This is a genomic window from Streptomyces sp. NPDC049887 (genome assembly GCF_040656535.1).
Taxonomy (GTDB): domain Bacteria; phylum Actinomycetota; class Actinomycetes; order Streptomycetales; family Streptomycetaceae; genus Streptomyces.
In genome coordinates this window covers 38991-52820 of sequence record NZ_JBFAMM010000028.1, presented here as the reverse complement: position 1 = coordinate 52820, position 13830 = coordinate 38991, and the positions used below count along the sequence as shown (strand labels likewise).

The window sequence follows — 13830 nt, the reverse complement described above, 5'->3', positions numbered from 1 at the left end:
GCGCCCGGGGCGCTCGTCACACCTTCAGGTACTTGCGCAACGCGATGAAAGCGGCCATGGAGGGCATCAGAAGCCCGATCACGAGGACGAGCGGCAGTACCGCTATCACGGCGTCCCAGCCGATGAAGTTGACCAGCGGCATCTTCTCGGAGAGGGCCAGCCCGCCGTCGATGAGGAAGTACCGGCCGACCAGGAGCATCACGCAGGCGACCAGACCGCCGAGCAGACCGGCGAAGGCGGCCTCCATGATGAACGGCATCTGGATGTAGAAGCTGGACGCTCCCACGAGACGCATGATCCCCGTCTCACGCCGGCGGCTGAACGCCGACACCCGCACGGTGTTGACGATCAGCATCAGCGCGATGACGAGCATCAGTCCCATGATGAAGAGGGCGGCGACGTTCATGCCCCGCATCATGTTGAAGAGGTTCTCCAGGATGCCCCGCTGGTCCTGGATGGACTGGACGCCGTCACGGCCGGCGAAGGCGGTCGCCACGACCTTGTACTTCTCCGGATCCTTCAGCTTGACCCGGAACGACTCCTGCATCTGGTCGGGAGTGATGACGGTGGCGATGGCCGTGTCGCTGTACTGCTCGCGGTAGTGCTTGTAGGCCTCGTCGGCGGACTCGTGGTGGACCTTCTCGACGATGCCCATGTCTTCGAGGTCGGACTTGATCTGGTCCCGCTGCTCGGCGGTGACGGCACCCTTCGAGCACTTCTCGTCCGTCTCCGCGTCGTTCTTGTTGCAGAGGTAGATGGAGACGTTGACCTTGTCGTACCAGAAGTCCTTCATGGTGCTGACCTGTTCACGCATGAGCAGGGCGCCACCGAAGAGGGCGAGCGACAGGGCCACGGAGACGATCACCGCGAAGGTCATCGTCAGATTGCGGCGGAGACCGACGCCGATCTCCGACAGTACGAACTGGGCGCGCATGGCGAGTGTTTCAGCCTTTCCTCTACCTGCTCAGTACCTGCTCAGTGCTGGTAGCCGTAGACACCGCGCGCCTGGTCGCGTACGAGCCGGCCCTGTTCGAGCTCGATGACGCGCTTGCGCATCTGGTCGACGATGTTCTGGTCGTGGGTCGCCATCACCACCGTGGTGCCGGTCCTGTTGATCCGGTCCAGCAGCTTCATGATGCCGACGGAGGTCTGGGGGTCGAGATTGCCGGTCGGCTCGTCCGCGATCAGCAGCATGGGGCGGTTGACGAAGGCCCGGGCGATCGCCACACGCTGCTGCTCACCACCGGAGAGCTCACCGGGCATCCGGTCCTCCTTGCCGCCGAGACCGACCAGGTCGAGGACCTGGGGAACGGCCTTGCGGATCTCACCGCGCGGCTTGCCGATGACCTCCTGCGCGAAGGCCACGTTCTCGGCGACGGTCTTGTTCGGCAGCAGGCGGAAGTCCTGGAAGACGGTGCCCAGCTGCCGGCGCATGTGGGGCACCTTCCAGTTGGACAGGCGCGCCAGATCCTTGCCGAGGACGTGCACCTGGCCGTGGCTGGTGCGCTCCTCGCGGAGGATCAGCCGCAGGAAGGTCGACTTGCCGGAACCGGACGAGCCCACGAGGAAGACGAACTCCCCCTTCTCGATCTCCAGGGAGACGTCGCGCAGGGCTGGGCGGTTCTGCTTGGGATAGCTCTTGGAGACGTTGTCGAATCGGATCACGAGTGCACCACGGTCGGCCGGGAGTATGTGTGCGTGACCATACGCGAACGAGGATGGCGCGTGCAGTCACCGCCCGGAGTTGCGCGATTTGTCGGATAGACACCCCTCACTTGCCGCGCTTCCCAGCCTCCCGGAACGGGTGCAACCCGACGGGGCGCGCCGAATCGCTCGCGAGCTGGCACAGTGGTACCGGGAACGGATGCGGTTCCCGGAGCGTTGCGCGGAGAGACGCGCGGAGAACCCCCGAGGAACGCCGGAAGAACGGACTCCGCCGGCGGCTCCGCCGCGCGGGAGGAGGAGAGCGCATGACCTATGACCGACTGGTGTGCGCCAACTGCGCCGCGCCCGTCGCGGAGGGCCGCTGCCCCGTCTGCCGGGCCAGTCGCGAGCGCCTGCAGCAGCAAGGCCCCTTCGCGGGGCTGAACCCTGCGGCGCTGGTGGCGCTGCTGGTGGTCCTCGTCGCGGCGCTGGCCCTCCTGGCGCACCAGACGGCCTGACGGACCGGCCGGAGCCGGACCAGGCACCGAAACCACACGAGAACGCACGGGAACACACGAGAACGCACAGGGGCCCGGAGAGCCTTTCGGCTCTCCGGACCCTGTCGCAAGCCGTGACGAACCGCTACCGTGCGTCACGCCCGATCGCATGGATCAGAGGCGAGCAGGCCCGATCAGACAGCGGCGCGGCCGCCGACGAGGCGGGGCAGCATACGGAAGCCGATGCCACCGGCGATCATCGTCGCCGCACCGACCAGCAGGAACGTGGTCTCGGCGGCGCCGGTCTCGGCCAGCTCCTCCTTGGCCTTGCCCTGCTCGACCGGCTGGGAGCCGGCGGAGTCGGTGTCGGTGTTGTCGACGCACTCCGCACCCTCGACGCTCACGGTGCAACCGTCGGAGCCCCCGTCGCCGCCACCGGTCGCGGCGGAACCGCCGGTGGTGGAGGAACCGCCGGTGGAGCCGCCCTGGTCACCGCCGGTGGCGTTGCCACCGGTGTTGCCGTTGCCGCCGGAGTTGGCGTTGCCGCCCGAGTTGCCGTTGCCGCCGTTGTTGCCGTTACCGCCGTCGGTCGCGCCACCGTCAGTGGTGCCACCGTCAGTGGTCCCACCATCGGTCGCGCCACCGTCAGTGGTGCCACCGTCAGTAGTCCCACCATCGATCCCGCCGCCGATGGTAACGCCGCCGTCAGTGGTGCCACCGTCAGTGGTCCCACCGTCGGTCGTGCCACCGTCAGTGGTCCCACCGTCGGTCGTGCCACCGTCGGTGGTCCCACCATCGGTCGTGCCGCCGTCGGTCGTGCCACCGTCAGTCGACCCGAGGATGGTGCTGCCCTCGGTGTCCTCGCCGTCACGAATACCGAGACCGACATCGACGCCACTCTCGTCGACCTCGGCCCTGGCGCTCAGGCCACCGACGCCGACATCGATGCCGACGGCCTGGGCTGCGCCCGCGGCGGTCAGGGAAGCACCGGCGGCGATCACCGCGCCGGCGGCTATCCGCGCGACACGGACACGCGTCTTCTTGGTCATCTGCTGCTACCCCCAGTAGCTCATTCGTTTGTAGGGCAGCGTCAGGGGCGGCGACCGCTCGGGGCTGCACTTCCGCTTCCCCGCTCACACCCGTCCCACATGTACGCATGCCGCGCGCCAGCCTTCCCAGTTTCCGCGGACGCGTCAAGTTTCATTGCGCGTGCGATGCCCGAAATAAGGCCAGTTGCCCAAGCCGAGAGCACATAACTGTGACGTAAGAAGGGAACTGCCGCCTGATCGAAGGCAGTTCCCTTGTCGACAAAGCGAGTCGACCTGGCACTTTCCGGTTCCCGGCAGCGAATCGCGGCTACGGGCGCCGACTTCAGGAGCGGTCGAACGGGTTCGCCTTGAGGGCACCGACGAAGGCCGTCCAGGCCGACGGGCCGAAGACGAGGGCGGAACCGTGGGGGTTCTTGCTGTCCCGGACGGGGACGCAGGTGGCGCCGGACTCTCCGACTTCCAGACACTCGCCGCTGCTGCCACCGCTGTAACTGGACTTGCGCCAGACGAGGGCGGCGTCGGGGACGACGTGCTCACTGCTGCGCATGCTCGTATTCCTCCGCGACGGACCTGATCAGAGCCAGGGACTCGCGGTGCGAGAGCGCGTCCCCCAGGGCGTGATCGTAGACCGCCTGGCACTCACGCACCACGGACGGAACTTCGAGTACCCGGCCGGTCTTCAAGGCTTCGACGTAGGCCACGGGAGGCAGGTCGTCGAACCACATCAGCGAGACGAATCCCTCCAGGAGCGAGTGAAGGCCGGCGGAGAACGGCAGCACATGCACGCGGATCCGATGGCTCTCGCCCAAGGCCACGACATGCCTGAGCTGTTCACACATGACCTCCGGACCGCCGATAGGACGACGTAGCACCGCCTCGTCGAGCAGTGCCCAGAACACCGGAGCGTGGAAGTCGTCGAGAATGCGAGCGCGTTCAAGACGCGTCGCGAGCAGCCTGTCCCGCTCCTCCGCCGTCTTGGCCGGGAAGCCGGAGCCTAGAACCTCCCGGGCGTACGCGGCCGTCTGAAGGACGCCCGGGACCAGCTTCGGCGCGTACTCGCGGATCACCTTCGCCCGGCGCTCCAGCTCCAGCGCCTCCGCGAAGTGCTCCGCGACCCTGCCCTCCTTCAACGACGGCAGGAACCGCTCGAAGAACCCGCCGCTGTCCAGCACGCCGTCCAGCCGCCGCGCGTCCTCCACGTCCGGTCTGCGCCTGCCCGCCTCGATGTGGGCGATGTGGGTCCGCGACATGACCACGCGTCGGCTCAGCTCCTCCTGGGTGAGACCGGCGGCCTCCCGGCGCCGCCTGAGCTCCAGCCCGTACGTCTCACGGGACTGCGGGTTGTCCTCGATCGCCATGCCCAACTCCCCCGGTACGCGGCCGCCGTTGCGGGGCAGCCGCTACCGAGCGTAGCCAAGACCGCCTCACCGCGTGACCGGAACGCGCACAGAACCACCCGGCGGGACTCGCTACCTTCGGAGGATCAGCACGGAATCCCGGTGTCGCGGCGCGCTGTCATCCGCGTCCTGGGATGCGACCAGATGCGGACCCGTGCGGAACGGGATTCCTCCACGTCGGAGAATCTCAGCATCTCCTCGGCCTGGGCCGGTTCCGCAAAGGCAAGGGTGAGCGGCCTGTACACGGTCTTGAGTCTCATTCCGACCACGCCGTAGAACGACACCTCGACAACATCGGGAGCGGAAACCGGGTCGACGCTTCGCAGCCTGAGTTCCGAATGACTGACGCTGTACCGCCATGGCCGGAACTTCCGGTCGATGGAGAGGGGAAGGCTCGCAGTCGACTGCGGCTCCTCATCAGGCAGCGCACGGGTTGGATGGGGACTTCCGTTTCTGCAGAAGGTCACGCGGGACCAGGCGCTCGGGTCGTCCGCCCGGCGAGCCGAGCCGGTGTGTCCTCACCGTCAGCGGTTCGGGGGCGGCTTCGCGACCGGTCCCGGACGGACGACATCCCGAAGGGACCCGCTGTGCGCCTGTGTTGCCGTCGGACGGTACCGCCCCTGGTACACGACGGCGCCGCGCCCTTCGGGGCGCGGCGCCGTCGCGGAACGACCGGGTGGTTACTTCTCCTGCTGCTTCCGCCAGCGGATGCCCGCCTCCAGGAAGCCGTCGATCTCGCCGTCGAGCACCGACTGCGGGTTGCCGACCTCGAACTCCGTCCGCAGGTCCTTGACCATCTGGTACGGGTGGAGGACGTACGACCGCATCTGGTTGCCCCAGGAGTTGCCGCCGTCGCCCTTGAGGGCGTCCATCTTGGCCTGCTCCTCCTGGCGGCGGCGCTCGAGGAGCTTCGCCTGGAGGACGTTCATCGCGCTCGCCTTGTTCTGGATCTGGGAGCGCTCGTTCTGGCAGGAGACCACGATGCCGGTCGGGATGTGGGTGATGCGGACCGCGGAGTCCGTCGTGTTGACGCCCTGGCCGCCGGGACCGGAGGCGCGGTAGACGTCCACGCGCAGCTCGGACTCGTCGATCTCGACGTGGTCGGACTGCTCGACGACGGGAAGGACCTCGACGCCCGCGAAGGACGTCTGGCGGCGGCCCTGGTTGTCGAACGGGGAGATGCGGACCAGGCGGTGCGTGCCCTGCTCGACCGACAGCGTGCCGTAGGCGTACGGCGCCTTCACGACGAAGGTGGTCGACTTGATGCCGGCCTCCTCCGCGTACGAGGTCTCGTAGACCTCCGTGCCGTAGCCGTGGCGCTCGGCCCAGCGCATGTACATGCGCTGGAGCTGCTCGGCGAAGTCGGCGGCGTCCACGCCACCGGCCTCGGCGCGGATGTTGACCAGCGCCTCGCGCTCGTCGTACTCGCCGGAGAGGAGCGTGCGGACCTCCATCTCGTCCAGCGCCTTGCGGACGGCCTCCAGCTCGGTCTCGGCCTCCGCCCGGGTGTCCGGGTCGTCCTCGGCCTCGGCGAGCTCGAAGAGCACCTCGAGGTCGTCGATCCGCCCGCGGAGCGCCTCCGCCTTTCGGACCTCGGCCTGCAGGTGCGAGAGCTTGCTGGTGATCTTCTGCGCCGCCTCGGGGTCGTCCCAGAGGGACGGCGCCGCCGCCTGCTCCTCGAGCACGGCGATGTCTGCCCTCATCCTGTCGAGGTCCAGGACGGCCTCGATCGACCCCATGGTCGAGGAGAGGGACTTCAGCTCTTCGGATACATCGACGACTGCCACGCGTCCAAGGGTAACGGCATCGCGCGACACGCCCGCCGCGCCTGTGGACGTCCGGCCGTCCGGAGGGGGTCTCCGGCGCCGGGGAGGGGTTCTAGGGCTGGGCCGGGGCCGACTGCTTCGAGTCCTCCGGGGGTGCGGAGGAGTCCTCCCCGCTCGTCGCGAGCCAGCCGCCGACACCGGCCGCCGCGGCGAGCACCAGGCCGGCCACCCCCAGGGTGATCCGGCGTCTGCGGACGGCGTCCGCCCTGTGCCGGGCGGAACCGGGCCGGCGCTGGCCGGGGGTGCGCGGGGCGCGGGCCGTGCCGCGGGCGCCCCCCGCCAGCTCGTCGGGTCCGGGAACGCGCATGGAGGTGTGGGTGTCCCGGTTGGAGTCGGTGGCCGAGCCGCGGACCAGCGGGACGGCGCCGCGGCGGCGCGGTTCGGCCGGCTGGGCCGCGTACTCGGCGTCCTCGTACGGCTCCGCGGGCTCGGTGTCCGGCTCGTCCACGTCGAGCGGGGGCATCCCCGCGAGCAGCGGCAGCAGGTCGTGCAGCCGCGCCGCCAGCTCGGAGGCGCGCAGCCGGGAGGCGGGCGCCTTGGCCAGGCACTGGACGATCAGCCGCCACAGCTCGTCCGGGATGCCGGGGAGCGGGACGACGGTCTCCGTGACGTGGCGGCGCAGCACTGCGCCGGGGTGCCCGCCGCCGAACGGGGTGAAGCCGGCGAGCAGCTCGTACAGCACGGTCGCGAGGGCGTAGATGTCCACGGCGGCGCGCGGCGGCAGGCCCTCGACGATCTCCGGCGCCAGGTAGTCCGGCGTGCCGATGATCTTGGTGGCCTTGGTGCGGCGCGGTGTGTCGATCAGCTTGGCGACGCCGAAGTCGGTGAGCAGGGCGGGGTGGGCTCCACCGGGACCGAGCCGGCCCTCCATGTCCAGCAGGATGTTCTCGGGCTTGACGTCTCGGTGGACGACGCCGGCGGCATGGGCGGCGGCCAGTGCCTCGGCGACGTCGGCGACGATCGCGACGGCGGCCGCCGGGGCGAGCCGGCGCTCCCGGTCGAGCCTGGTCCGCAGGTCGGTGCCCCGGACCAGGTCCATGACGAGCGCCAGGTCGTTGCCGTCCACGACGAGATCGCGCACGCCGACGACGCGGGGGTGGTCGAGTCCCAGGAGTGCCGTGCGCTCCCGTACGAAGCGCCCGACCAGCTCCTGGTCGGAGGCGAGGTCCTCGCGCAAGAGCTTGACGGCGACGGGGCCCTCGGGGCCCTCGCCGAGCCACACCGTGCCCGCACTGCCCCGGCCCAGGATCTGATGGGCCGTGTACCGGCTGCCGATATTCCGTGCCAAGACTGCTCCCTCAGCGGCTGGCGTTGCCCATCAACCTACGCGGGTCTCGGGGTGCCTCGTGCCCCGGATGGCGCCAACCGTCGCTTCTGCGGGGCTTTTTCCCCCGTAGAAGTCGACATAGCGACAGAGTGGTCGTGTGCGGCGGCTCTACTGGCCCGTGCCGGCGCCCGTTCCCGTTCCGGTTCCGGACTGGCTGCCGCCGAGTTCCGAGATCCAGTCCGAAACGCCCGACACGGCGTCACCGATGGCCTGCCAGTAGCTCTTGCCCTGGGCGATCCAGTCCTGGAGCGGTGTCAGCTCCCAGATCAGCCAGCCCGCCACGAAGAACAGGACGAGCGTGAACAGGCAGCCCTTGAGACAGCCGAGACCCGGGATGCGCATCGGGTTGGAGCTCCGCTGCCGGGGCGGGCGCGGCTCGCGCGGCGGGCGCTGGGGGGCCTGACGCGGCGGCTGTTGCGGCGGCGCGCTCCTGCGCTGGGGCTGGGGCGCGTACTGCTGCTGCGGCGGCGGGGCGTACGGCTGCGGCTGCCGCCTGCCCTGCTGCCGGTAGGACTGAGGCTGCTGCTGAGGCTGCTGCTGCTGCGGTGCCGGGCGGCGCTGCGGGCGGCGGCGCAGGGGGTCCTGGCTCGGATCGAGGTACTGGACCTGGGTCTGCTCGTTGCGGTCCCGGGCGGCCTGCAGCTGGGACTGCCAGGGGTGCGGTCCGTCGGACTGCGACGGACCGTCGGGGCGAGGGGGCACGGGCGGCATCATCGCGGTCGGGTCCCCCGCCGCACCGCGCGGCAGCACGCTGGTGGGATCCGCGGCACCGGCCGGGCCGGACTGCGGCAGCACACTGGTCGCGGCGTTCGGGTCGTACGAGCCGTCGCCTCCCTGGTTGTAGGAGGCGGCGTTGGCCGGCAGCACCTGGGTGGGGTCGGCCGCGCCCGGCATCCCGGGGACGGTGGCCGGCGACGGGTCCGGGGCAAGCAGGGCGCCGACGCCCTCCGCCGCCTCGATCTGAGCGGGAGTGGAGTGCACTCCGGTACCGGCGGCGACGACCCGCAGGCCCCGGGCCAGGTTCTCGGCACTCGGCCGCTCGCCCGGCTCCTTGCGCAGACAGCGCTCGATGACCGTCCACAGCGGGCCGGGGACGGTGGAGGGGCGCCGGGGCTCCTCGCTGAGATGGCGGTGGAGCACCTCGAGCGCGGTGCCGCCGGCGAACGGCGGACGGCCGGTGACCAGCTCGTACAGCATGATCCCGGCGCCGTAGACGTCCACGGCGGACGTCTGTGGGCGGCCCTCGGCGGACTCGGGCGCGACGTACGCGGGAGTGCCGACGAACTCGTGCGTACGGGTCAGGCCCGGGGAGTCGGCGAGGCGCGCGATGCCGAAGTCGGTGAGCATCGGGTGCATCTCGCCGTTGCGTTCCGCGAGCAGCACATTGGCCGGCTTGAGGTCGCGGTGGACCACGCCGTCGTCGTGGCTGGAGGCGAGCGCGTCCGCGATCTGGGCGGTGAGCAGGGCGGCCGCGACCGGGCTGAACGGCCCGTTGTCGCGGATGTAGCGGTGCAGGTCCGGTCCGTCGACGAGATCCATGACCAGGGCCAGGACGTCGCCCTCCACGACCAGGTCGCGGGTGCGCACGATGTTCGGGTGCGTCAGCCGGAGCAGGACGGACCGCTCGCGCAGGAAGCGCATCACGACGTCCGCGTCGTTCGCGAGCTCCTCCTTGAGGACCTTGATCGCGACGGTCTCGCCGGGCTGGCCGGGCACGGCCGCCTCGGCGCCCGCGGTCTCTCGCTGGCGGGCTCGCCAGACGGTGCCCGTGGCGCCGCGGCCGAGCGGCTCCTCGAGCAGGTATTTGCTCCCTACCGGCCGCACGTCATGCGCTCCCTGCTGATCGTCGGTGGAACGTCGTTCCTCGTGGTTCCGCTTCCCCGGTCCATGGTTGGCTCCGTCCGGGTGTCCGACCCACTGTAGTGCCGCCGATCGGGTCACCGGAGTGATCAGCGGATCGGCGGTTAAGACGTCCGGAACGCCCCGTTGGTTGCCGAACGGCCGTGCGCCGCACGGCAGAGACGATCCCAACCAGGCACTTTTGGGCCCAGAGCCGACCAATCAAGATCACTTACGGGTGGGCCCCGGGCGCGTTGTCCGTGACGGATGCGAGGATGCCTCCAGCACGGGGCCGTGGGGTCGGGAGAGCCCCCGTCCGTGCCGACCTGCCGGGTGGGGGGAATCACAGGGCGGCTCCCCTGCCGGGCACCCCGCGCAGAAGGGACCGCTGACGGCGATGCAGATCCGGCTGACCGTCCTCGCGCCGCGCAGCGGCCAGTCCTCACAGGGCGGCGCGCGCGCGTGCGACGTGCTCGTCACGGCCCCGGCGGGCACGGCGCTGTCGGCGGTCGCCTCGGCGCTGGCCGCGACCGTGTCGGGGCCGGAGGCGCCGTCGTCCGGGACGGTCGTGCTCTACGCGGGCCGGGAGCGGCTCGACGCCCAGCGGTGCGCGCTCGGCGAGCCCCCGCTCGTCGACGGGGCGGTGCTGTCCCTCCAGACGCCCGCCGAGGACGAGGCGGCCGACCACGAGGGCGCGGCGGCGCGGACGCAGCTCCATGTGATCGCGGGGCCGGACGCGGGCGGGGTCCATCTGCTGCACGAGGGCCGCATCCGGATCGGGCGCGCCGCGGAGGCGGACGTACCGCTGGACGACCCGGACGTCTCGCGGCTGCACTGCGAGGTCACGGTCGCGGAGGACGGCGGAGTCACGGTCGCGGACCTCGGTTCCACGAACGGCACGACGCTGGACGGCACCGAGGTCGGGCGGCGGCCGGTACGGCTGGGCCCCGGGGCGTTGCTGCGCGTCGGCGAGTCCACGCTCCGGCTGGCGGCCGCACGGGCCTCCACGGGTTCCGCCACCCAGGCTTCCCCGGGTTCCGGTTCCGGTCCGACGGCGTCCGGTCCCGGTCCGTCGGCTCCGGGCCCCCCGTCCCACGCGGACCGTCGTCCCGTCACGGCACCGGACGGCGAGGGCCACCTGCGGGTGCGGCGCCCCGCGGCGGATCCCGCCCCGGACTCCGACCGTGCGGACCGGGTCCCGTCCTGGGCCCGGGCGCGCGAGGCGGGCGAGCAGCGGGCGGCGGGCCCCGGCACGGCCTCGGCCTCGCTCCGGGGCGACGACGCCCCGTTCCACGGCCGTGGGCCGGCGCCCACGGCCGGAGTCAGGGGCGATCACGGCGATGCCGGAGGACGACCGGCGATCCCGGACCCGCGCGGTACCGCGCCGGGCGGACACCGTCCGGCGGGCGCCACGCCCACCGCGTACGCGAGCGGCGTCACCCGCCCGGACGGCCCGGACAGCGGCGACGCCCCACGGGGCCGCACCGGAGCGCGGGACGGGCACACGGCCCCGGGCGCCGCCGGCCCCGGCTTCCCCGGCCCCGGGGGCGCCGGCACTCCTCCGTACGGCGGGCGCCCGGCCACGGACGTCGGGGCCGGTGCCGGAAGCGGCGGCCCGGGCGCCGGCGGCCGTATCCCGTACGGCGGGGACCGGACGGGACACGGCGGACACCCAACAGACACCCGAGACACCGCCGCGGCAGGCCCCGCACACGGCACGGCACCCGGCGCGGACCCGACGCACGACCCCCGGAACGCGGACGCCCCCGGCGACCGGGCCCCGTACGGCGGGGAGGACGCGTCCGGCCGGGGGCCTCGCGGCGTCCGGACGGGCGGCGGCTCCCCCGGCGGGTCGCCCGCCGCCGACGGCGCCACCACCCACGGCACGGGAGTCGCGGACGGCCTCGGGGCCGCCGGGGGCCGCCAGGGCCCGGACGCCGAGCGCGGCGGGCGGCGCAGACGCGGGATAGGCGCCTGGGCCCGACGGCTCGCCGGGTCCCGGGACGAGCCCGGTTCCGGGGAGGCGGGCGGCGGCGGGGGCCCGTCCCCCTCCGCGGAGCCCACCGCCGAGATCTGGCCCGATCCCGCCGCAGTGCTGCTGACCGCCCTCGGCCCGGGACCGCGCCTGTGGGAGCGCGACGCGGGCCACCCCGAGACGCTCGTAGTCCGCCTCGGCACCGCCGACCGCGCCGACACCCCCGCCGTGCCCGTCACCGTCGGCCTGCGCGAGGCGGGGTCACTGGGGCTCGCCGGGCCGCGCGCCCGGCTCCTGGGGCTCGCCCGTTCCGTCGTCGCCCAGGCCGCCGCGCTCCACTCGCCCGCCCAACTGGAGATCGTGCTGATCAGCACCGATCGCGCCAGACCGCTGGAGGAGCGCAGAAAGGCGTGGAGCTGGCTCGGCTGGCTGCCGCATCTGCGGCCGGGCCACGGCCAGGACTGCCGGCTGCTGCTCGCCTACGACCGCGACCAGGCCACCGCCAGGACCGCCGAGCTGACCCGGCGGCTGGACGACGGGCCGCTCGGTCCCGGCTGGCCGAGCGCGGACCGCCGGGCGGTGGAGCAGGCGGCGGCGCGTCACACGGGGCCGCGCACCCTCGTCGTGCTCGACGGCGACCCCGGTTCCGCCGCGCTGCGTGAGACCACGGCACGCCTCGCCGGGGGCGGCGCGGCCGCCGGCATCCATCTCGTCTGCCTCGCCGAGACCCCGCCCGCCTCACCGCTCTCCCCGGTGGCGGCGACCTACGAGGAGGCCGGCGCGGTGTCGCCGGCCTTCCGGGAGTGCGGCGCCGTGGGGCTGCTCAGCGGCGATGTCGCGACGGCGCTGCGACTGCTGCGCACGGCCGGGGGGCATCCGGCGGGCCACGGCACGGTCGCGGCGGTGGACGCGGTCTCGGCGGCGTGGGCCGAGCGGTTCGGCCGTGCCCTGGCGCCGCTGCTGGCCGAAGGGGAGGCCCCGGCGCACGGCCGGGCGTCGGCGGCCCCGCTGCCGCAGTCGGCGCGGCTGCTGGACGAGCTGGGCCTCGCCCGGGCCACCCCGGCCTCGCTGATGGCCCGCTGGGCGTCGGCCACCGCCGGTACGGCCGTACTGGGCGCCGGCCCCGGGGGACCGGTCGCCGTCGACCTCACCTCGGAGGACCCGCACCTGATCATCGAGGGGCCCGCGGGCAGCGGCCGTACGGAACTGCTCCGGGCGATCGCGGCCTCGCTGGCGGCCGGCGGCCGTCCGGACCGGCTCGGGCTGCTGCTCGTGGACGGCGCGGGAGGCGAGCGCGGTGAGGGCCTGGCGGCGCTGACCGACCTCCCCCACGTCACCGAGCACCTGGTCGCCTCTGATCCCCTGCGGATGCGTGAGTTCGCCCAGGCGCTCGGCGCGGAGCTCAAGCGGCGGGCGGAGCTGCTGGGCCGGGAGGCGTTCGAGGAGTGGCACAGGCTCCGCGAGGTCTCCGGGCGGCTGGTCGGCCAGCGCCCGCCCAGCGCCGCGGAGTCCCGCCCGGAGAGCCGGTCCGAGCCCCGGGCCGACGCGCACGGCGACGTGGACCCGCCGCCCAGCGGCACGCTCAGACTCCGCCCGGCGGGCAGCCGGGCGAGGACGGACGCCACAGGCGCGGGGGCACCCCGGCCGCTGCCCCGCCTCGTCGTGCTCGTCGACGACTACGACGCCCTCGTCGCCCCCGCGCTCGGCAGTCCGGGCCGCCCCGCGGCGGGCTCCGTCGTCAGGGCGCTGGAGGCGGTGGCCCGCGACGGGCAGCGCCTCGGAGTCCATCTGGTCGCGACGTCCGCACGCCCCGACCGCACGGCGGACACGGAGCTCGCCCGCAGCACCCGGCTGAGGGTGGTGCTGGACACGCCGCCCGCGGCGCCCGGCCCGGACGACCCCGCACCCGGGCGCGGCAGGCTCGGACACCCGGACGGACGGGTGACGCCGTTCCAGAGCGGTCGTGTGACGGGCCGTATCCCGCGGACGGCGACCCTGCGGCCCACGGTCGTCGAGCTGGCCTGGGAGCGGATGGGCGACCCGCCGGCCCGCAGGCCCGTTCGCGAGCTGGGCAACGGCCCCACGGACCTGGCCCTGCTCGCCAGCGCCCTGGACCGTGCGGCCCGCTCCGTCGACGCCGCTCCGGTCCCGCCGCTGACACCCGCCCGCTCCTGACACCGGGGCCGGGGCGGGTGGGGCACGGTGCACCGCAGGGGCTTTGACAGCACGTCACGAGCCCATCACGATCACCCAGTTGACGGCGAAGGCGGTATTGC

The 13830-nt window shown here is 72.8% G+C and carries 10 protein-coding genes; 2 read left to right on the top strand and 8 right to left on the bottom strand.

Annotated features, from left to right (window positions below; translation table 11 throughout):
• Window positions 1-16: 16 nt before the first annotated feature.
• Window positions 17-934, bottom strand: coding sequence for a permease-like cell division protein FtsX (gene ftsX / locus AB0J10_RS27715; RefSeq protein WP_363065193.1), 918 nt, complete (start codon window positions 932-934; stop codon window positions 17-19).
• A gap of 41 nt (window positions 935-975) precedes the next feature.
• The gene (gene ftsE, locus AB0J10_RS27710) at window positions 976-1665 is read right to left on the bottom strand and encodes a cell division ATP-binding protein FtsE (protein ID WP_093660379.1); all 690 of its coding nucleotides are present in this window, start codon (window positions 1663-1665) and stop codon (window positions 976-978) included.
• Between the two features lie 305 nt (window positions 1666-1970).
• Between ftsE and AB0J10_RS27705 the strand changes: the two genes are divergently transcribed.
• Entirely contained in the window at window positions 1971-2162 is a 192-nt protein-coding gene (locus tag AB0J10_RS27705) for a hypothetical protein (protein WP_283298375.1), read from the top strand.
• 173 nt (window positions 2163-2335) lie between these two features.
• Here the strand turns inward: AB0J10_RS27705 and AB0J10_RS27700 are convergent, their stop codons facing one another.
• The 6 genes from AB0J10_RS27700 to AB0J10_RS27675 all read right to left on the bottom strand — a co-directional run bounded on the left by AB0J10_RS27700 (window position 2336) and on the right by AB0J10_RS27675 (window position 9564).
• Window positions 2336-3190, bottom strand: coding sequence for an LPXTG cell wall anchor domain-containing protein (locus tag AB0J10_RS27700; protein WP_363065192.1), 855 nt, complete (start codon window positions 3188-3190; stop codon window positions 2336-2338).
• A gap of 322 nt (window positions 3191-3512) precedes the next feature.
• Window positions 3513-3737 carry a DUF397 domain-containing protein gene (locus tag AB0J10_RS27695; RefSeq protein WP_363065191.1) on the bottom strand — a complete coding sequence of 75 codons (225 nt, stop codon included), beginning with the start codon at window positions 3735-3737 and terminating at the stop codon, window positions 3513-3515.
• Window positions 3724-4548: a helix-turn-helix transcriptional regulator gene (locus AB0J10_RS27690; RefSeq protein WP_363065190.1), complete on the bottom strand. Its 825-nt coding sequence runs from the start codon at window positions 4546-4548 to the stop codon at window positions 3724-3726. Before AB0J10_RS27690 ends, AB0J10_RS27695 begins: the two co-directional genes overlap by 14 nt.
• Before the next feature lie 719 nt (window positions 4549-5267).
• Window positions 5268-6374 (bottom strand): peptide chain release factor 2, encoded by a 1107-nt coding sequence (gene prfB / locus AB0J10_RS27685; protein WP_363065189.1) that lies wholly within the window; start codon window positions 6372-6374, stop codon window positions 5268-5270.
• 91 nt (window positions 6375-6465) lie between these two features.
• Window positions 6466-7701: a serine/threonine-protein kinase gene (locus AB0J10_RS27680; RefSeq protein ID WP_363065188.1), complete on the bottom strand. Its 1236-nt coding sequence runs from the start codon at window positions 7699-7701 to the stop codon at window positions 6466-6468.
• 147 nt (window positions 7702-7848) lie between these two features.
• Window positions 7849-9564, bottom strand: a complete 1716-nt coding sequence (locus AB0J10_RS27675) for a protein kinase (RefSeq protein ID WP_363065187.1) — start codon at window positions 9562-9564, stop codon at window positions 7849-7851.
• Between the two features lie 412 nt (window positions 9565-9976).
• On the opposite strand from AB0J10_RS27675, the gene AB0J10_RS27670 reads away from it, so the two are divergent.
• Window positions 9977-13729, top strand: coding sequence for an FHA domain-containing protein (locus tag AB0J10_RS27670; protein ID WP_363065186.1), 3753 nt, complete (start codon window positions 9977-9979; stop codon window positions 13727-13729).
• Window positions 13730-13830 lie beyond the last annotated feature (101 nt).